The organism is Aneurinibacillus aneurinilyticus ATCC 12856, from assembly GCF_000466385.1.
GTDB classification, from domain to species: Bacteria; Bacillota; Bacilli; order Aneurinibacillales; family Aneurinibacillaceae; genus Aneurinibacillus; species Aneurinibacillus aneurinilyticus.
Window position 1 is genome coordinate 13,846 of the sequence record NZ_KE952782.1, and the last position, 20,251, is coordinate 34,096.

Sequence of the window (20,251 nt, forward strand, 5' to 3'; positions counted from 1 at the left end):
GTAGGGAGTGTATTCACTTCCTGCAAATCCCCTTTTTGCCATCAACCTTCCAGCAGCAAGGTCTCTGGATCCTCCAGTAATTCCTTCACTTTTGTTAAAAAGCTCACGGCTTCCTTTCCATCCACAATCCGATGGTCATAAGACAGGGCAATGTACATCATGGGTCGGTTCTCCGTTCGCTCTTTATCGATCGCAATTGGACGCAATTGTATCTTATGCATACCGAGAATGCCGACTTGGGGAGCATTCAGAATCGGTGTGGATAAGAGAGAGCCGAAAATCCCGCCGTTGGTAATAGAGAATGTGCCGCCTTGCAGGTCGGATAAGCTTAGCTTGTTATCTCTTGCCTTTTTGGCCAGATTAGCAATGTTTGTTTCCAATTCGGCAAAGCTGAGTCGATCCGCATCCCGGACAACAGGAACGACCAGACCGCCTTCAGTGGCAACGGCAATTCCGATATCATAATATTTTTTGAGCAGGATTTCTTTGCCTTGAATTTCCGCATTAAGTAGAGGAAAAGCTTTCAGGGCACCTACGACTGCCTTCGTAAAGAAAGACATAAAGCCGAGCTTTATGTTGTGCTGCTCGACGAATTTTTCCTGACGACGCTTGCGTACATCAAGAATAGCAGTCATATCCACCTCGTTGAATGTTGTCAGCATTGCTGCGCTATGCTGGGCATGAACCAGTCTTTCAGCAATGGTTTGGCGACGGCGTGACATAGGGATGCGTTCTACAGGCTTCTCAGTGTCGGTCGATATAGCGGGAGCGGCCGGCTTTGTGCTGATGGCCGCTTTTCGTGATTCCGGCTGCGCTACATTGTTCGCCTTCACATCTTCCGCAGTAACCCTGCCGAGTGGATCCTGGCTTCTTACGTTATGCAGGTCAACGTTTTGTGCTCTTGCCAGCTTTCGCGCAGCAGGTGTGGCTGCCCGGGCGCCTACGCTTTCTTTTCTCTGATTATCATTGGAAGCCGGAGTGGGTTCTACCTTCTCTTCTTTAGGTTGAGTCGCTTGTTTTTCGGCTGCTTCCGCTTCGGCTTTAGGTGGAGCGCTTTGTTTTTGAGTTGGAGCGGCTCCCTCTTCGATCATAGCGACGACGTCTCCTACGTGAACCGTGTCCCCTGGCTCACGCATGATTTTTGTTAGTGTTCCGTCTTGCTCCGCGTTAAGCTCCATGTTAACCTTATCGGTCTCCAGTTCAGCTAGTACTTCACCCTGGGCAACCGAATCGCCTTCCGCCTTCAGCCATTTCACAATGGTTGCTTCCGTTATTGATTCTGCCAATTCCGGCACTTTTACTTCACTCATGAGTATGACCTCCTGCCTTGACAGTCTTAGGTTCTGCAATAAGCAATGCTTGTTTTACGATACGCTGTTGTTCTATCTTATGGACATCCGGCAGTCCCTCGGCCGGGCTGGAGCGGTAGGGGCGACCGATGTAGCGAACAGGCACTTGGACTAATGCTTTAAGCCGTGGTTCCATGTACGACCAGGCCCCCATGTTTTTCGGCTCCTCTTGCACCCAGATGACTTCCCGTAGCTGTTTGCATTGTTCCAGCAGCTTTCTCAATTCTCTTTCCGGGAATGGATAAAGCTGCTCGACACGTGCGATATGAACTCTTTGATCAGTAAGCTGTAAGGACTCCCACTCTGTTTCCAGGTCGATGGCAACCTTTCCGGAGCACAGGATAAGACGCTCAGCGGTTTTGGGATGTTCTTCAAGGCCAGGCTGTTCCAATAATGGTCTAAAAGCACCTTCACTGAATTCTTTTAAGCGCGAAGCAGCACGCGGATTGCGTAGCAAGCTCTTCGGCGTCATAAGGACCAACGGGCGGGCGTTCTCCGTTCCGAGCCTTGCCGCCTGGCAGCGCAAAAGATGGAAGTATTGGGCCGCGCTTGTCAGATTGGCGATCGTCCAGTTTTGTTCTGCTGAAAGTTGCAGGAAACGTTCAAGACGGGCACTGGAATGCTCCGGTCCCTGACCTTCATAGCCGTGCGGCAAAAGCAGCACCAGATTTGAGCTTTGCCCCCACTTGGCCCTGCCCGATGCGATGAATGTATCGATAATAACCTGCGCTGCGTTGGCAAAATCACCGAACTGCGCTTCCCATAGCACCAAGGTTTTCTTTGCCAGCACATCGTATCCGTATTCGAAGCCGAGGACTCCTGCCTCTGACAGAGGACTGTTGTAAACGGCAAACGAGGCCCGCGCCCCTGAAAGATGCTGTAGCGGAATATATCCCTTCCCGGTCTTGTAATCATGTAAAACAAGATTGCGTTGAGCGAATGTTCCCCGCTCCGTATCCTGGCCGGTAACGCGAATCGGAGTACCGTCTGTTAGAATTGTGGCGAAAGCAAGCGTTTCGGCGAGTGCCCAGTCGATACTGCTCTCTAGAGCTTCTTCCCTGCGTTTCAGGATTTTCTCCAATTTGGGATAGACGGAGAACCCTTCCGGCCAGTGAAGAAGCTCTTTATTTATTTCAGTAAGCTTCGCTGCCGGTACGCGGGTCTCCACATACGCCTCATCCTTGTTTTCCTTCACAGGGAAAGGCGCTTCCGTCTCTTTCTCCAAATTCTTCATTTTTTCATATGCTTTTTTAAGTCGGTCCTGAACTAATTGCTTTATTTCTTTTTCGGCCTTCTCATCGAGAATTCCACTCTGCCGCAACATATTCGCGTACAGTGCCGCAACTCTCGGATGTTCAGCAACTTTGGCGTATAAGAGAGGCTGAGTGGTAGTCGGATCGTCCATTTCGTTGTGTCCATAACGCCGATAACCGATTAAATCGATCAAAAAATCTTTTTTGAAGATTTTTCGGTATTCATAGGCCAGATGGATGGCCTGTAGGCAAGCCGTTGGATCGTCGGCATTAACGTGAACGATCGGAATTTCGTATCCTTTTGCCAGATCGCTTGCATAGCGAGTCGATCGTGAATCTTCGCTTCCTGTGGTGAAGCCGATCTGGTTGTTGGCAATTATGTGAATGGTGCCGCCTGTACGATATCCCCTTAACCGGCTTAAATTTAGTGTTTCCGCAACGACTCCTTCACCGGGAAAAGCTGCGTCACCATGAATGGAAATCGCATATGCTTTGGTGAAATCCAGTTTAGGCGGACCAGCTACTTGCCTGTCCTCCTGGGCCGCTCGCGTGTAGCCCTCTACAACAGGGTTAACGAATTCGAGATGGCTCGGGTTATGGGCCAGCGTTAACCGTAGGCGGGCCGAATCTTCTCCTGTCATCTCCCGATCAGCGCCCAGATGATATTTGACATCTCCTGTCCAGCCATAGTTCATGCCTGTGGAGCCTTCAGACGGAATCAAATCTTTGTTGGGCGAATGGTGAAACTCAGAAAAAATCTTCTCGTACGGCTTACCCAAAATATGGGCTAGGACGCTTAGACGTCCACGGTGTGCCATGCCAATCAGCACGTGTTTAATTCCGTCCCTTGCACTTTGGCGAATCATTTCGTCAACCATGGGGACGAGCATTTCCAGGCCTTCGATGGAAAATCGCTTTTGTCCTACAAATGTACGGTGCAGAAATTGCTCGAATTCCTCGACCTCTGTCAGCTTCCGAAGAACGGAGATTTGCTCTTCGTTGTCAAGTGTTCGTTTAATCGCTTCGGTTTCTACCATTCGATTGAGCCAATTCCGCTCCTCGAGATTGTTTACATGCATGAATTGGTAGGCCATCGAGCTTATGTACACTTCGCGAAGATGGGCAATTACATCCCAGCCCGTTTGAAGTCGGGCAGGTGCCTCAGGCCAGACGGCTTGTGCTGGGATGGCCTGCAAATCTTCTTCACTAAGACCATAAGCGGCAGGAGCAAGCGGTTGTACATTAGCCTCTTCGTTTGTAAATGAATTAATTTTTGCATATAGATGTCCGTTAATACGAATATCGTCCGCTAACTTGGCTGCGGCAACAACCTTTCTTAGCATTTCTGTAATATTGACATCTTGCTGCACCGTTTCCGGGTAAGCTTCTGTGCCTTCGTATAGCGGCGGTGCTCCCCATTCATCGAACAGCTCCCGCATGTCTTGTGCGATAGTTTGCGGATCTTGGAGATACTGTGCATACAATTGGTGTACATAGCCCAGATTTGGACCATTGAACTTTTGCCATGGTGTGTTGCTTCCAGTTTGATTGTGAGCCAAGTTGTAACACCTCCAGCATTGATAAAGAGTGAGAGAAGAAAGGGTCTCTATAATGACTTTTTCCTCAAGCATCCCTTATAAAAACATTTTCTATACATCTTTATGTGCCAATGGGGCGATTCGTCATGTTCATCTTCCTCTTTATGGCAAGGTATAATGTGTATAGAGCACGATGAAACGTTTAGCTTTACTACACGTATTCTTTTTTACACACTCAAGCGAAGGAAGAGGATGACCTCTATAATTATTATGGCAGTTATTGTTGATTTGATTATTCTTTACGTTATCGTGTCATATAACGGGCTAGTAAAGCTTCGGAACTGAGTAAAGGAGAATATGTGAAAAGAGGGCATAAAATGAATCAAAAATGTAAAATTTGCGGCTCGGATACGAGAGAATTCCTTGATAAGCAATTCAATGTTACGTATTATCATTGTGGAATATGCGAATTTATCTCCAAAGATGAAGCTACTATCGTATCTCCTGAAGATGAAAAGGCAGAATATGATCTGCATAACAACTCATATGATGACGAAGGGTACTTGAATATGTTCAGACGGTTTTATGACCGGAGCATTAAGGATTTTGCAAATGGGGGACATGCGGCTCTGGACTTCGGAAGCGGGCCCGAGCCGGTTTTTGCTAGATTGTTATCGGAAGAGTATGGCTATCATACGGATGTTTATGATCTGTATTATTCCCCCATAAAAGTGTATGAAGGAAAGGAGTATGATTTGATTACTTCTACAGAAGTGGTAGAGCATCTGAAGGAGCCGATGGAGTATTTCAGACTGTTCAAGGACTTGCTTAAAGAAAATGGGCTCCTCGCTATTATGACGCTCTTCCATCCAAGAGATGACGAAAAATTCTGTGCCTGGTATTATCGGAGAGATAAGACACATATTTCGTTCTACACGCCGAAAACAATGGCGTATATTGCAAAAGAATTGCAGATGCAGGTAAGGTACATCGATGAAAAAAGATATTGCTCCTTCGGTTTTGACGAACTCAGGAAGTTTCGTTGATCTTTTTTTAATACGATATCCATCTGAAAACCCGGAGTAATATTCGCACGATATTGACCATTCATTTATACACCTGTTCTTCTTCGCTGGTTATTCGGTTTTTTTGTTTGCTGGCTTTTCATTTTTTGTGTTGTCTTTGCGGCGTGCGTTGCCGACTTTCTGCCTGATTGCTCCTGCTTTTTACTGGCAAGCTTTTGTTTTATTGCTTCCTGCAGGCTGATCTTTTTCTTTTCGGAAGGTATCGTATTTTTTTCATTGTTTTTAGAAGTGGACATGTTTATAAATCTCCTTTGATGAACAAATTTCAAAATGACGCTAAATAAGGCTCTTTAATTATAAACGTTATTATAATATAGCCGTTGTTTAAAAAACATCTGTAATATAAATACACGCCTGTTGATTATCCATAAGGTGGAAGAAAGAAGGTGCACGCGTCGGCGTGTTCCCTCGTCTTTCTCTACAAGGAAGAGACACAGCCGCTTTTTGGCGCCAAGGCCGGACCGGCAAAACATCTGGGCCTCTCGGTGCGGGAGACGAACCGACGCCCGTTTGGGGCACGGTGTGATGACGTTACTTTGAATTATACTGGATAATCAACACCCTTGATATAAATATTATTAAGGACAGAAATAGGACAAAGAAGAGTAAGATTGTTATTTGTGTTTTAAAGCACTAAGTGGTATTCTTATCACGAAAGTAAAAAAGGTAAGAAGATTAAGTGGATGATTGTGTGGCTTTCTGCGGGAACATTTTGCAGTGAAAGACACAATGCAGATAATTCAACTGCATTCCGAGCAATTTGGGAATGTAATCGCTCGATTATGTTTATACTTCATCTAGGGATAAGGGAGGGTATTCCGGAGAGGGGAATGCGCTCTTTTTTTGCTTACTTTTCCATTTACTATCAACTTTTTATTGAAGGAGATTGAATAGCATTGGCAACATTTTATGAATTTGAACTTCATCATAACGTCGTTCGAGGCCTCACTCAGATGGGACTTGAGGAAGCGACGCCTATACAGGAGCAGACCATTCCGCTGGCATTGCAAGGAAGGGACGTAATCGGACAGGCACAGACAGGCACAGGGAAAACCGCCGCGTTCGGTATCCCGCTCGTTAACAGGCTCGATGCGGAGCAGGAGAGCATTCAGGGGGTTGTATTAACCCCGACCCGGGAGCTAGCCGTACAAGTGTCGGAGGAACTGAATAAAATTGCCCGTTACAAAGGAATTCATGTTCTGCCAATTTACGGTGGACAGGATATGACCCGCCAAATTCGGGCGCTTAAGAAAAAACCCCATATTATCGTCGCGACACCAGGGCGTTTCATGGACCATATGAGAAGAAAAACGATCCGTCTACATGCTGTTGAGATGGTCGTGCTGGATGAAGCGGATGAGATGCTGAATATGGGCTTTATTGAAGATATCACGACGATTCTGCAGGAGATGCCGGAGGAGAGACAGACACTATTGTTCTCTGCAACCATGTCCAAGCCTGTACAGGAAATCGCACAGAAGTTTATGGATAATCCGGATATCATCAAGGTAAAAGCCAAAGAGGTAACCGTCGCAAATATTACGCAGCAGTGCATAAAGGTAAAAGAAAGAGAGAAGTTCGATGTACTGTGTCGTTTGCTTGATATTGATGCGCCGGAGCTGGCTATCGTGTTCGGAAGAACGAAGCGAAGAGTGGATGAACTTTCAGAAGCGCTTCATAAGCGCGGTTATAAGGCAGAAGGCATTCATGGCGACCTGAATCAGGCAAAACGAGACAGTGTATTGCGGAAATTTAAGGAAGGTAGAGTCGAGGTGTTGGTAGCTACCGATGTTGCTGCCAGAGGACTTGATATTAGCGGTGTAACTCATGTGTATAACTTTGACCTTCCGCAGGACCCGGAAAGCTATGTGCATCGGATAGGAAGAACGGGTCGTGCAGGCAAGACAGGGCTGGCGATTAGTTTTGCGACGCCAGGCGAAATCGACCATTTGAGAACGATTGAAGCGTTGACTAAGAAAAAAATGGAATGGCGTGAAGCTCCAACGCTGGAGGAAGCTATTGAACAGCAGCAGCGTTTGACAGCAGAGAAACTGTTGGATGTAGCTGAAAAGGCAAATCTTCAGGCATATAGAGAAACGGCCGAGAAATTACTGGAAGAAGTCGATTCCGTTACGCTCGTCTCCGCTGTATTGAAGATGCTAACAAAACAAACAAACACGTCGCCGGTCAAATTAACCGAAGAAGCGCCGTTGCGGATGAAGAAGAAAAAGTTTGATGATAAAGGAAGATTTGGGAAACGGAATCATAAGGGTGGAAAAAGAACGTTCCAGCCTGCTAAACCCAATCGCGCCCCAAGCGGGAAAACCCGGAAAAAGAAAGTGAAATAAGATATGAAGGCAGGGCAGGAGAGAATCCGCACTGCCTTTTTCTTATGTCTAATTCTTGAGCGGTAATTTGGTAAAATAAAAAATATAGATAATTTTGCTCGCTAATGCGGCAGGAGGAAATGATGAAAAAAATAGATGTAGTAGGAGCCGTCATTGTAAACGAGAAGGGCGACATTTTATGTGCATTGCGTTCACAGCGGATGTCGATGCCTGGATTATGGGAATTTCCGGGCGGTAAAGTTGAACTTGAGGAGACTCCCGAAGCCGCTTTGCAGCGTGAAATAAAAGAAGAACTTAGTATAAAAATAGAAGTCGGTGACCTTATTGCAGACGTTACGCATGAATATCCCGCGCTGATCGTACGATTGCTGACATATTATGCTGTTCTGGCAGACAAAGATGCTGTCCCCTGCGCTACAGAACACGAAAAGATAATATGGGTAGAGCACGAAAAGCTGAAAGAATTGCATTGGGCGCCTGCGGATGTTCCGACTGTAGAGAAGCTTGTAGAATGTCATAACGGAGTGATGCAGCATGACAAATCTGCCAATTGATTCGATTCTTCCAGCGTTGAAGAATGTGCTTCGCTCCCGGGAAAGTGCAGTGTTGGTAGCCGCGCCAGGTGCGGGGAAGACGACCCGGGTGCCACTCGCTCTTTTGGACGAACCATGGCTTCTAGGACGCCGTATTCTTATGCTGGAACCGCGACGTCTGGCAGCCCGTTCTGCAGCCCGCTATATGGCGGCATTGCTTGGTGAACAGGTTGGCGAGACGATAGGATATCGGGTTCGAATGGATACTAGAGTAGGTCCGAATACAAGGATTGAGGTGATTACTGAAGGGGTGCTTACTCGCCTTTTACAGGCTGATCCAGCATTGGAAGGTGTAGGAGCTGTCATTTTTGACGAATTCCATGAGCGAAGCCTGCATGCTGATCTGGGACTTGCGCTCTGCTTGCAGTCCCAATCCATTTTGCGGGAGGATCTGAAAATTCTTGTTATGTCCGCAACGCTTGAAGCGGAGCCAGTTGCTGCCCTATTGAATGATGCGCCAGTGTTGAGTAGCGAAGGGCGGTCTTTTCCAGTGGAAACGCACTACATACCCCAGCGTATTTCGGGTCATATGGAATCGGCCGTTGTGCATATGGTTGCAGATGCACTGAAAAAAGAAGAAGGAGATATTCTTGTTTTTTTACCGGGTGCAGGCGAGATTCGTCGGGTAGAAGCTGGTCTTGCAGGGCTGAAGTTGGGACGGCATATCCATATTGCCCCACTATATGGCAGCCTTTCGAGAGAAGCGCAGGATAAGGCGATTGCACCGAGCGAGCCGAGAGAACGTAAGATCGTATTGGCGACATCGATTGCCGAGACAAGCCTGACTGTTGAGGGTGTACGGATTATTATCGATAGTGGTCTTATGCGTGTTCCGCGTTTTTCACCCCGGACCGGCATGACAAGACTTGAGACAGTCCGGGTATCGCGGGCTTCAGCGGAGCAGCGCCGCGGCAGGGCGGGACGCCAAGCTCCTGGAGTGTGCTATCGGCTCTGGACTGAACAGGATGATAGATACCTTAGTCCGAGCAGTACACCAGAAATTCTGGAAACCGATTTGATTCCGCTTGTACTCGAGCTGGCTGCATGGGGAGTATCTGATCCCGCAGAACTTCTCTGGCTTGATCTCCCTCCTGCGGGTGCATTCAATCAGGCACGTGAGATCCTTATTCAGCTAGGTGCGCTGGATGAGGCGGGGACGATTACTGCACACGGACGGCGTATGACAGAACTTGGTTTGTCTCCACGGCTTGCTCACATGGTTCTCAAAGCGTTACCGCTACGGTTTGGTGGGTTGGCATGCGAACTGGCGGCACTTCTTAGTGAACGAGATTTCTTTCGGAATGAAGTACATGCTCCAGAAGCGGACATTCGCCTTCGTATCGAGGTGCTTCGCAGCATGGGGAAATGCAGTGACGGAAGCGTTGCTTCATTCCAGGGACATAAAATAGATACGGCTGTCTGCCAACGAGTTCTCTCTGAAGCGAATTACTGGAAAGAAGCGTTCGGTATAGCCACAAAACAAGAGAAAGACGACATAGATATGTGTGGGCTATTGCTTGCATTTGCATACCCTGATCGGATTGCCCAGCGGCGGGATAATGGCCGCTTTCTCCTGCGTCACGGCCGAGGCGCAGCGTTTGCTAGAGTGCAGCCGCTTTCTAGCGCGCCTTATTTAACAGCGGCAGAATTGGACGATCAGGGAGCGGAAAGCCGCATCTTTTTAGCTGCTCCGGTCGAGTTAACAGATTTGGAACAGTACTTTAGTGAGCAAATCGAAGAAGATAACCTCATTACATGGGAGCGACAGACGCAGAGCGTACGTGCACGAAAGCAGGTATGGCTGGGTGCTTTGCTCTTAAAGGAGATGCCTCTTACTGATCCGGACCCGGACGACATTCTGGCCGCCTTGCTGCATGGAATCGAGAAAGAAGGACTGGGGATTCTACCTTGGACAAAGTCTGCTCGTCAATTTCGGCAGCGTCTTACTTTTATGAACCGATTCAATGCGGATTGGCCAAACGTAACGGATGAAGCGCTCATTGCAACACTTGAGGAGTGGCTCGCTCCCCATCTATACGGATTGAAGAGCTGGGATGACTTACAGAGGTTGGATATGAAGGAGATTCTTGAAGCGATGATTTCCTGGGAGCAGCGCCGAGAATTGGACATGCATGTCCCGACACATCTTGCTGTTCCTAGCGGTTCACGTATTACAATCGATTATAATAATCCGGAGTCTCCTGTATTGGCTGTGAAGCTGCAGGAAATGTTCGGATTGAAGGAAACGCCGTGCATTGCCGGGGGAAAGGTTCCGCTTACGCTGCATTTGCTATCGCCGGCACAGCGGCCCGTACAAGTCACACAGGATTTGGCAAGTTTCTGGAAGAGCACCTATTTTGAGGTGAAAAAAGACCTCAAAGGGCGTTATCCCAAGCATTATTGGCCGGACGATCCGCTATGTGCCGAGCCGACGAACCGTACACGTCCTCACAAATAGACAGGCACCGGGAAGGAGACCTTACCCGGTGCTTTTCCATAATTTAAGAAAGGATCATGCTGGGAAGTGGCGGAGTAACCATGCTGTGATTTTATCTTTTAGCTCTTGCTCCACAGGTTCTTTTGCCTGCCTTCTGTAATCTTTTAGAATAGTGTCCATGTGTGCTTCCGCCTTCGTTTTCCGTAGAATATGCGTCATGTCCTCAATGAGGTAGGATTCGCATGTTCCCTGTACGAGTTCGCAAATTTCCCTGGCATGCTCCGGGTGTACTTGCACATCTTTTGTTCCGGTGATAGCGATGATGGGGCAGGATACTTGCTTTAGGTATTCGCGGACATCATACTGCTCATGCTCCCGATGCCACTTAGCATTTATTTTTTTTCCTTTGTATGTGACGATGGCTTCCTCGGTTGATCGGATTTTTTGGAGTAGTTCATTATTTATCTTATCGATTTTGCCGGAAACATTCAGAAGACGGAGGAGCCAGCCACCGAACCCTTTTTTGCTTTCAATATCCCGTTTCATTTGTTCTCGTTGCCATGCGGTCGTATTGGCCAGCGGTTCAGCTGTGCCTGCAATTAGGATCATACCCTGTATAGCTATGCGTTTACCAACAGCCGGAGCGAGAATAGAGCCTTCGCTGTGCCCAAGAAGAATGACTTGTTCCTTGTCGATTTCCGGGTGTTTTTTTGCGAACGACACTGCCGCGGCTGCATCATCAATCAGGTCGAATAGGCCGGTCTCATAAAAATCGCCTTCGCTCTGTCCGACTCCCCTTTTATCATAGCGAAGAGTAGCGAAACCATTCTCTACGAGTATATCGCTTAGCTCTTTAAATACGTTGATGTTTAGCTGCTTCGCATTGCCATCTTTGTCGATATCTCCGCTTCCGTGTATCATAATGACCACAGGATGTCTCTCTCTATCCTTATAGGGCAAGGTTAATATTCCGGATAGCGGATAGGTTCCGGGGATGATGATTTCCTGCTTTTTAAAGCCCATGAGATGCCTCCTTTCGAAACACCGTTATCATTATTAATAATAATAACGCGTGTATATGTAGCGTCAAGTAAAAATTATTAGCCAGTGAATCAAGGTACGTTTTTACGGTATGAAGCAAGAGGGTAAAAGGAAAGCGAGAATAATGTTTTTTGTAAAATAAAATGTGTAAAATAGAGGGATAAATGTCTGTAAAAAAGATAATTGTAGGCGCTATTCTCTTTGTGTAAAATAAAATTTGCAAGTTTATCATTGTTTGAAAGGAGTGAACTATCTTGGCCTTGCTTGAAAAGTTTGTTGGTACCAGCAACGAAATTCTCTCGACTTATGTCTTAATCATTTTGCTTATTGGATTGGGAATTTATTTTACAATTAAAACAAAATTTGTTCAATTTAGAATGTTTGGCGAGATGGTCCGACTCCTTGGTGATGGAGTAGAAGATACTGCCAAAGGAAAAGAAGGAATCTCTTCCTTCGGCGCATTCTGTATTAGTACAGCATCCCGGGTAGGGACAGGAAACCTGGCTGGAGTAGCACTGGCGATCTCAACAGGGGGGCCGGGTGCAGTCTTCTGGATGTGGCTTATTGCCCTAATCGGCTCCGCTTCTGCATTTGTAGAAGCAACGCTGGCCCAAATTTATAAGGTAAAAGACAAAGACGGGTTCCGCGGAGGGCCGGCGTATTATATGGAGAAGGCTCTTCGCCAACGTTGGATGGGTATTCTGTTCGCGGTACTCATTACATTGTGCTTTGGTCTGGTATTTAACTCCGTACAAGCTAATACAATCACGCTGGCATTAGAAACGGCCTACGGATTTGACCGATGGATTACAGGATTGGTTATTACAGTGTTGACCGCGTTCATTATTTTTGGCGGTATAAAGCGTATTGTTAAAGTAGCAGAATTTATCGTTCCGATTATGGCTGGAGGTTATGTGCTCCTGGCGCTGTACATTATTGTGACTAATATTACGCTATTGCCGAATGTTTTTGCTACGATTTTCAGTAGTGCATTCGGCTTGCAGGAAGCGGCAGGTGGTACGATGGGCGCGGCGCTGATGATGGGCATTAAGCGCGGTCTATTCTCCAATGAAGCGGGAATGGGAAGCGCGCCGAACGCAGCAGCTACCGCTTCGGTAAGCCATCCGGTGAAGCAGGGATTAATCCAGTCCCTTGGAGTATTTGTAGATACGCTGCTTATCTGCAGTGCAACTTCATTTATCGTGCTGCTGTCTGATGTATATAAAAATCAGAACTTGGAAGGTATCGCTATTGTACAGACGGCGCTTAGCTCCCATATAGGTGTCTGGGCCGGAAGTTTCATTGCGATTGCAGTGTTCCTATTTGCATTCAGTTCGGTAGTCGGAAACTATTATTATGGTGAAACAAATATTGAGTTTATGAATACGAATAAAAAATGGCTGCTAGTGTACCGCTTAGCTGTAGTCGGGATGGTTATGTTCGGTTCGTTGGCAAAAGTTTCGATCGTGTGGGATATGGCGGACTTATTCATGGCGCTGATGGCTATTACGAATCTGGTAGCCATCGGTTTATTGGGCAAAATTGCATTTGCGGCGCTGGCTGATTATACGCGTCAGAAGAGGCAGGGTGTTAACCCGGTATTTTATCGTAATACCATTCCGGGGCTGAAAGATGTGGAATGCTGGCCTGAGCAGGACATAAGCTCAGAGGCATCCGTTCCTAAAGCTGCCGAATAACAAACATAAACGCCTGTGTGTTAGTTATATTGCACACAGGTATTTTATTTAAGTGCCTCTGAATTTTTCTATAACAGGCCCTGTATAAAGAGAGCGAAAAATTAGGCGTGTTGAACTCTCTATACGTAGACGATATTATGTATAACAAAGGTGCATAATTATATGGCCGATTATCCATTTCATATAGAGAGGTTGATTGTATTGGAAAACAAGCCAAGTTCATCGAACTTTATTAAAAGCATTGTCATCGATGACCTGAAATCCGGAAAGGTAGATAAGGTGATTACTCGCTTTCCGCCGGAGCCGAACGGGTACTTGCACATCGGACATGCTAAGTCCATTTGCCTGAATTTTGAGCTGGCCGATGAGTACGGCGGCAAAACGAATCTGCGGTTCGATGATACGAATCCGCTCAAAGAAGATGTAGAATATGTAGAATCGATTAAAGAAGATGTCAAATGGCTCGGCTTTGAATGGGATGGCCTGTTTTTTGCCTCCGATTATTTCGAAGAGATGTATAACCGTGCCGTCCTGCTCATTAAGAAAGGCAAGGCGTTCGTCTGCGATTTATCGCCTGAACAGATGCGAGAAATGCGCGGGACACTGACAGAGCCAGGGCAGGAAAGCCCATACCGTAATCGAAGTGTGGAAGAGAATCTTGATTTATTTGGGCGCATGCGTAATGGAGAATTTAAGGACGGGGAGAAGGTACTCCGTGCTAAAATCGATATGGGCTCCCCAAACATAAATATGCGTGACCCAGTGCTTTATCGTATCTCCCATGCAACGCATCATAATACGGGTGATACGTGGTGCATCTATCCGATGTATGCCTTTGCGCATCCGCTTGAAGATGCGATTGAGGGGGTCACACACTCCATCTGTACGCTGGAATTTGAAGATCAACGTCCGCTGTACGATTGGGTTGTACACGAGTGTGAAATGGAGAATGTTCCGCATCAATATGAATTCGCCCGTTTGAATATAACTAATACAGTGATGAGTAAGCGGAAGCTGAAGCTATTGGTGGATGAGAAATTCGTAGACGGCTGGGACGATCCACGCATGCCGACCATTTCCGGTTTACGCAGAAGAGGGTTTACACCCGAATCTATTCGCGCATTCTGTCGGGAAATCGGTGTAGCCCGCAGCAACAGCCTGGTCGATGCAAAGATGCTTGATCACTTCATTCGGGAAGATTTAAAATTGAAGGCGCCGAGAACGATGGGCATTCTGCGACCGTTAAAAGTCGTTATTACCAACTACCCCGAAGGACAAGTGGAAATGCTGGATGCAGAGATTAATCCGGAAAACCCTGAGATGGGTATCCGTCAAATTCCATTCTCGCGCGAAATCTACATCGAACAGGATGACTTTATGGAGGTTCCGCCGAGCAAGTACCATCGTCTGTATCCCGGCAATGAAGTGCGTTTGAAGCATGCCTATTTTGTTAAGTGCAACGATGTAATCAAGGATGAGAACGGCAATGTGGTAGAGATTCATTGTACGTATGACCCGGAGACGAAGAGCGGCACAGGCTTTACCGGCCGTAAAGTAAAAGGGACAATCCACTGGGTCGAAGCAAGCAATGCCGTGCCCGCTGAATTCCGGTTATATGAACCGCTCATTCTTGATGAGGAAGAGGGCGAAGAGGAAGAAGGCAAGACATTCCTCGATTATGTCAATCCGAATTCGCTTGAAATCGTACAGGGATTTATTGAGCCCAATATGAAAGATGCAGAACCGCACGACAAATTTCAATTTTTCCGTCACGGATATTTTAACGTCGATCCGAAGTATACGACGGCAGAGAAGCGTATATTTAATCTTATCGTCTCCCTGAAAAGCTCGTTCAAATTACCGAAATAACAAATGGAATACCGTTATTCTATGTGAATTTGAAGCGTGATATCATTTGTAAGAAAAACTTGCGGGTGTCTTCGCCCGTCCTTTTTCGGCATAGAAGCGAAACGGCCGCTGTGTGGCGCGAAGGCCGGAATGGCAAAACATCTGGGAAACTCTATGGTGGAGACAATTTCCACTTTGATTCGATCTTCATGCCACACAGCTTCGCACCGAAAAAAACGCCTCGCAGTTTTTTCTAAAGTCTTATAGTATATAAGGCTTTTTCTTTTTGTCCATCAGGCAAAATTTATTAGCGATATATTCCTTCTTAAATGACACAAGAGGAAAAGGTGAAACTACTTCAGGCGAAAGTCGTATCTATGGTATACAAAAAATGTTGGAGGCATATGGGGGAAATGAAAAACATAGAAGAGAGTGAACTTTTACAAGAGCTTGATTATGTATTCAAAAAGTTGGGTAGAAAGATTACGGTGGATTTAACAAAACGTATTACTCCCAGCATATCGGCATCACAGGGACTGATCCTGAATATTCTGGAGGAAAGAGGGCCGAAAAAGGTATCAGAGTTGGCGGAGGAATTGGAAATTACTCTTCCGTCCATTACGACTCTAGCGGATAAATTGGTAGCACAGGGCTATGTAGAGCGAAAAAAATCTGATAAGGACCGCCGAATCGTCTATCTCTTCATTACGGAAGAAGGTAAGGACCTCTGGAACGAAATCCGAGATGAAAGAAGAAAGAGATTGCAAAAGTATTACGATGCTTTATCTGAAGAAGATATCCGACATCTTATTCGTATATATAATATTATACTTGCAAGTCTGGAAGACGCAGACAGAAAAAGATAGAAAACATTTACTTTTATTCGGCTATTGACTTATTCTCAATGCCGAGGTTTATAATATTACTTAGTTTAGCAAAGTAATTATTAGTGTAGGAAGATAACAAGGTCTCTGGAAAATCAGGCGAAAGGAGGAACAGCATGAGGCGCCTTGGGATTAATATCATTGTGATGCTCTGCCTGCTGGCAGTAATAGCTGGCGGAGGCTACTATGTCACACAACAGGTCAATTACGTAAAGACAGATAATGCTCGGGTGCTTGCAGATGTGGAAACAGTTTCCGCACCAGAGAATGGCCGTTTAGATACGTGGTCAGCTCAGACCGGTGAGCAAGTGAAAGCCGGAACATTATTGGGCATGGAGAAAGCAATCGCAGCTAAGCTGCACGATGAACTTAAAGCTCCGATTGAAGGTACGGTGCTTAAAACAAACGCATTGCCCGGTCAGATGGTCGCCCAAAAACAGCCGCTCGCGATGATAGCTGATATGAAAAAAATGTACATTTTAGCATATATCGATGAAACTCAAATCGGCGATGTTGGTGTAGGCAATACGGTTGATGTATATCTGGACGCTTATTCCGGTACAAAATTCAGTGGGGAAGTAAGCGAAATAGGATACGAAGCAGGTAATTTTCTGCAGGGAGGACAATTTTCACACCAGAAGGGCGGCACGCCTTCTAAAGAAATAAAGCGTGTGCCAGTAAAAATTACAGTTGATGATTTCTACGGAAATTATGTCGCACTTGGCATGAATGCTACAGTGAAAATCCATAAGTAAGAAATTCAACATAGAAATACAAAGAAGGAGAGACATACATGAGTAGAGCAAGATTTTTTTGGATTAATGTTGTTATTTTCCTGGTCATTGTCGGCCTTGCAATCGGTGCATATTATTATTATTTCGTTCAGGCCAACTATATATCCACGGATGATGCAAAAATAACAGGTCAGGTTGCAACGGTTACAGCACAGTCACAGGGGAAAATAGCAGGTTGGAAAGGTCAGGAGGGGCAACAGGTAAATCAGGGTGACGCAATTGGACAAGTGAATGGCAACGGTCAGAGTGTGACAGTTACAGCACCGTTTAGTGGTACGGTCATACAAAGCAAGGCTATGAATGGTCAGATGGTAGCTCCAGGTCAACAATTGGCTCAAATCGTAGATATGAAAAAGTTGTATGTGGAAGCAAACATTGAAGAAACGAATATTCGAGATGTAAAAGTCGGAGCCGATGTAGATGTGACGATCGATGCGGAACCGGGTACGAAGATTAAAGGCAAAATTGAAGAGGTTGGTATGGCAACCAATTCAATGTTCTCGTTAATGCCACAACAAAATGCGAGTGGAGACTATACCAAAGTAGTACAGCGCATACCGGTTAAAATCTCTATGGATAGCTATCCGGCTGATATTGTTCCTGGGATGAATGCGACAGTAAAAATTCATAAATAACAACTTAGAAATAGAAAGGAGGGAGTGTTCGCATGTCATCCAATAGAAGTTCGAGCGGTATTGCCAAGCATATTCCGTTGCTGAGCGTGCTTATGCTGGGCTTATTTATCGCCATTCTTAACCAAACCTTATTGAATGTGGCCATCCCTCATCTCATCAATGAGTTCAACATTACAGCTTCAACTGCCCAATGGCTGTTGACTGGATATATGCTGGTAAACGGCGTGCTTATTCCGTTATCTGCATACCTTATGGAAAAGTTCGGATTACGCCGATTATTTCTTGCAGCCATGTTTTTCTTTACCATTGGTTCGCTAATATGCGGAATGGCACCATCGTTTTCCGTGCTGCTAATCGGACGTCTCGTACAGGCTGTAGGAGGCGGTATTCTTATGCCGCTGGTTATGACCATTATTCTGTTTATTTTCCCGCCGGAAATGCGTGGTCGAGGAATGGGGATTTTTGGTCTTGCGATTATGTTCGCACCAGCGATTGGCCCGACTTTATCCGGCTGGATTATGGAACACTATACCTGGCGCCTATTATTTAACGGAATTGTTCCGTTTGGTGCATTAGTGCTAGTCCTGGCGTTTTTCTTGCTGAAGGATGCACTGGAGCCGAAAAACCCGCCATTTGATGTATGGGGAACAGTCACTTCAGTTATTGGTATTGGGCTTGTGCTATACGGATTGAGTGAAGCCGGAACGAGCGGTTGGGGTAGCATCACTGTTGTCGGAAGCTTGGTTGTTGGTATTGTTGTAACCATGCTATTCATCTTCCAGCAGCTACGGTCGCCACGTCCAATGCTGGATTTCCGGATCTTCAGGTACGATGTGTTCTCACTCTCCAATATTATCAGCGTTATTATTACTGTAGCGATGTATGCAGGGATGTTCCTGCTGCCGATTTATCTACAGAATCTGCGCGGGTTTACCCCATTGGAGTCAGGCTTGCTCATGCTGCCTGGCGCATTAATTATGGGGGCGATGTCTCCATTATCCGGTACATTATTTGATAAGGTAGGTCCTCGCCCGCTTGCGATTATTGGATTGTTGATTACGGCCGTAACTACCTATGAGTTTACAAAATTAAGTATTCATACGAGCTACAACTACATTTTGATTATTAACATGGTACGTTCTTTAGGGATGTCATTTTTAATGATGCCAATTATGACGGCAGGGCTTAATCAGCTTCCACAGAGTAAAAACGGCCATGGTACGGCGATGTCTAATACGCTGCGTCAGATTTCCGGATCGATCGGCATCAGTATCGTTACGACGATTTTTAGTACGAGAACAACGGTTCATCTCGGTAATATTAGTGATCAAATGAACACGATGGATCCAAGCTTTAGCCAATCTTTTCAATCTTTGGTTGGCTCAATTTCCAATGCGACGGGTATGCCTGCTGCTCAGGCAAGTGAGACAGCGGCTACGATGCTGGCTGGGCAGGCAAGCCAGCAGGCGGCCATCATGGGTATCAATGATGCTTTCTTCTGGGCTCTAGGATTTTCGATTATTGGGCTAATATTGAGCTTCTTCCTACGTGACGTTCGCAAAGACCCGCAGGTCGAGCTAGGAACAGAAATAGAGCTCTATAAAGCGGAGCGGGACGGTCGTGTAGCAAGACGTATATAAAGTAAAACTTCCAGCAGAGGAGTTCGACTATCCGTTGGGCCGGGATAACGGTCTGTTTTGACGCTAAAAATGGAGGGATATGTATGAAGGTTTACGTAGTGTATGACAGTGAAAGCGGCCATACAGAAGCTCTGGCCGCCTCTATTGCAGAGGGTGCGCAAAGCGTTGAAGGTGCTCAGGTGTTTTTGCGCCACGTAAATGAGGCAGACATTAACGACTTGGTCGATATGGATGCCATTATATGGGGATGCCCTGGACATTTCGGAACGATTAGTGCCGGTCTGAAGACATGGATTGATAAGCTGGGGTACTTGTGGGCACGTGGCAAATTGGTTGGAAAAGTCGGTGCAGTATTTTGTACAACGGCATCCTTGCATGGCGGTGTAGAATCGACAATGCTTAATTTGATTACACCTATGCTGCATCAAGGAATGATTATTGTTGGCTTGCCAAACAATATTCCTGAGAATGCCCTATATGGTTCCTTCTATGGTGTCGGTATTACTTGCCCGGTGGAAATTTCTCCAGACGAGCCAATACAAGCACCGAATGAGAATGACCTGGCGCTTGGCAGGGCATTAGGAAGACGTGTAGCGAATATTGCGGGCAAATTTGTGGCTTCGCCCCATATGGAAGTAAGGGGATAAGACAATGATTACAGGCATTATCCTGGCTGTATTAGCCCTGCTTGCCATCGTATTTTTGATTGCCTTTAACATACGTGCCTCTTCTCCACGCAAAGCAGATGTTCCAGATTCGCCATCCCTGCGTGAATCGGTGCATGGGGCTGAGGTAGACGCAAGAAGGCAGGAGAGCATGAGGGAAACACCGGGCAGGGATATTCGTGCACAGCAAAAAAGTGCAGCGGATGTACCACACACAAAGAAAGCGGCGGCAGCAGAAAGGCATACAGAGCCAAAATCGGGCACCCGCAAAAGTATGGATGAAGAATATCGCCAGGCTCTCCGCGAGATGTTCTACAATGAGAAAAAGCCGGGGGATGAAAATGCTTCATCCGATACTTACATGGATGATAACGAATATCGTGCTGCCATGCGTGCCATAAGCAAGAAAAAGCAAGAATAGGAAACAGCCTGTACCACGGAGGG

At 46.3% G+C, this 20,251-nt stretch carries 16 protein-coding genes; 12 read left to right on the top strand and 4 right to left on the bottom strand.

The annotated features are described in order from the left end of the window. Positions 1 to 41: 41 nt before the first annotated feature. Both odhB and HMPREF0083_RS11790 read right to left on the bottom strand, forming a co-directional pair. Positions 42 to 1,310 (bottom strand): 2-oxoglutarate dehydrogenase complex dihydrolipoyllysine-residue succinyltransferase, encoded by a 1,269-nt coding sequence (odhB, locus tag HMPREF0083_RS11785; RefSeq protein ID WP_021621597.1) that lies wholly within the window; start codon positions 1,308 to 1,310, stop codon positions 42 to 44. Beyond that, the gene (locus HMPREF0083_RS11790; RefSeq protein ID WP_040302490.1) at positions 1,303 to 4,161 is read right to left on the bottom strand and encodes a 2-oxoglutarate dehydrogenase E1 component; all 2,859 of its coding nucleotides are present in this window, start codon (positions 4,159 to 4,161) and stop codon (positions 1,303 to 1,305) included. Before HMPREF0083_RS11790 ends, odhB begins: the two co-directional genes overlap by 8 nt. Before the next feature lie 356 nt (positions 4,162 to 4,517). On the opposite strand from HMPREF0083_RS11790, the gene HMPREF0083_RS11795 reads away from it, so the two are divergent. Then, positions 4,518 to 5,186, top strand: a complete 669-nt coding sequence (locus tag HMPREF0083_RS11795; RefSeq protein WP_021621600.1) for a class I SAM-dependent methyltransferase — start codon at positions 4,518 to 4,520, stop codon at positions 5,184 to 5,186. Positions 5,187 to 5,251: 65 nt separating this feature from the next. Here the strand turns inward: HMPREF0083_RS11795 and HMPREF0083_RS11800 are convergent, their stop codons facing one another. Beyond that, on the bottom strand, positions 5,252 to 5,461 hold the full coding sequence (locus HMPREF0083_RS11800) for a hypothetical protein (protein ID WP_021621601.1): 210 nt from the start codon (positions 5,459 to 5,461) through the stop codon (positions 5,252 to 5,254). 660 nt (positions 5,462 to 6,121) lie between these two features. Here HMPREF0083_RS11800 and cshA point away from each other — a divergent pair. From cshA to hrpB, 3 genes are all read left to right on the top strand, one after another. Then, positions 6,122 to 7,573, top strand: coding sequence for a degradosome RNA helicase CshA (gene cshA / locus HMPREF0083_RS11810; RefSeq protein ID WP_040302497.1), 1,452 nt, complete (start codon positions 6,122 to 6,124; stop codon positions 7,571 to 7,573). A gap of 119 nt (positions 7,574 to 7,692) precedes the next feature. Further along, a complete protein-coding gene (locus tag HMPREF0083_RS11815; protein ID WP_148315958.1) occupies positions 7,693 to 8,127 on the top strand; it encodes a (deoxy)nucleoside triphosphate pyrophosphohydrolase in 435 nt (144 codons plus the stop codon). Continuing rightward, a complete protein-coding gene (gene hrpB / locus HMPREF0083_RS11820) occupies positions 8,108 to 10,624 on the top strand; it encodes an ATP-dependent helicase HrpB (RefSeq protein ID WP_021621606.1) in 2,517 nt (838 codons plus the stop codon). The genes HMPREF0083_RS11815 and hrpB overlap by 20 nt, the downstream gene beginning before the upstream one ends. Before the next feature lie 54 nt (positions 10,625 to 10,678). On the opposite strand, the gene HMPREF0083_RS11825 is transcribed toward hrpB, so the two are convergent. Continuing rightward, complete coding sequence (locus HMPREF0083_RS11825) at positions 10,679 to 11,626, bottom strand: alpha/beta hydrolase (RefSeq protein WP_021621607.1); 948 nt, start codon at positions 11,624 to 11,626, stop codon at positions 10,679 to 10,681. 272 nt (positions 11,627 to 11,898) lie between these two features. Between HMPREF0083_RS11825 and HMPREF0083_RS11830 the strand changes: the two genes are divergently transcribed. The 8 genes from HMPREF0083_RS11830 to HMPREF0083_RS11865 all read left to right on the top strand — a co-directional run bounded on the left by HMPREF0083_RS11830 (position 11,899) and on the right by HMPREF0083_RS11865 (position 20,228). Beyond that, the gene (locus tag HMPREF0083_RS11830; protein WP_021621608.1) at positions 11,899 to 13,341 is read left to right on the top strand and encodes an alanine/glycine:cation symporter family protein; all 1,443 of its coding nucleotides are present in this window, start codon (positions 11,899 to 11,901) and stop codon (positions 13,339 to 13,341) included. A 162-nt stretch (positions 13,342 to 13,503) separates the two neighbouring features. After that, positions 13,504 to 15,210, top strand: a complete 1,707-nt coding sequence (locus tag HMPREF0083_RS11835) for a glutamine--tRNA ligase/YqeY domain fusion protein (protein ID WP_021621609.1) — start codon at positions 13,504 to 13,506, stop codon at positions 15,208 to 15,210. A gap of 392 nt (positions 15,211 to 15,602) precedes the next feature. Next, on the top strand, positions 15,603 to 16,055 hold the full coding sequence (locus HMPREF0083_RS11840) for a MarR family winged helix-turn-helix transcriptional regulator (RefSeq protein ID WP_040302518.1): 453 nt from the start codon (positions 15,603 to 15,605) through the stop codon (positions 16,053 to 16,055). Positions 16,056 to 16,189: 134 nt separating this feature from the next. Further along, complete coding sequence (locus HMPREF0083_RS11845) at positions 16,190 to 16,828, top strand: HlyD family secretion protein (protein WP_021621612.1); 639 nt, start codon at positions 16,190 to 16,192, stop codon at positions 16,826 to 16,828. A 38-nt stretch (positions 16,829 to 16,866) separates the two neighbouring features. Next, entirely contained in the window at positions 16,867 to 17,502 is a 636-nt protein-coding gene (locus tag HMPREF0083_RS11850) for a biotin/lipoyl-containing protein (RefSeq protein WP_021621613.1), read from the top strand. A 32-nt stretch (positions 17,503 to 17,534) separates the two neighbouring features. Beyond that, positions 17,535 to 19,142 (top strand): DHA2 family efflux MFS transporter permease subunit, encoded by a 1,608-nt coding sequence (locus tag HMPREF0083_RS11855; protein ID WP_051354636.1) that lies wholly within the window; start codon positions 17,535 to 17,537, stop codon positions 19,140 to 19,142. 83 nt (positions 19,143 to 19,225) lie between these two features. Then, on the top strand, positions 19,226 to 19,789 hold the full coding sequence (locus tag HMPREF0083_RS11860) for an NAD(P)H-dependent oxidoreductase (protein ID WP_021621615.1): 564 nt from the start codon (positions 19,226 to 19,228) through the stop codon (positions 19,787 to 19,789). A 4-nt stretch (positions 19,790 to 19,793) separates the two neighbouring features. Further along, positions 19,794 to 20,228 carry a hypothetical protein gene (locus HMPREF0083_RS11865; protein WP_021621616.1) on the top strand — a complete coding sequence of 145 codons (435 nt, stop codon included), beginning with the start codon at positions 19,794 to 19,796 and terminating at the stop codon, positions 20,226 to 20,228. Positions 20,229 to 20,251: the final 23 nt, after the last annotated feature.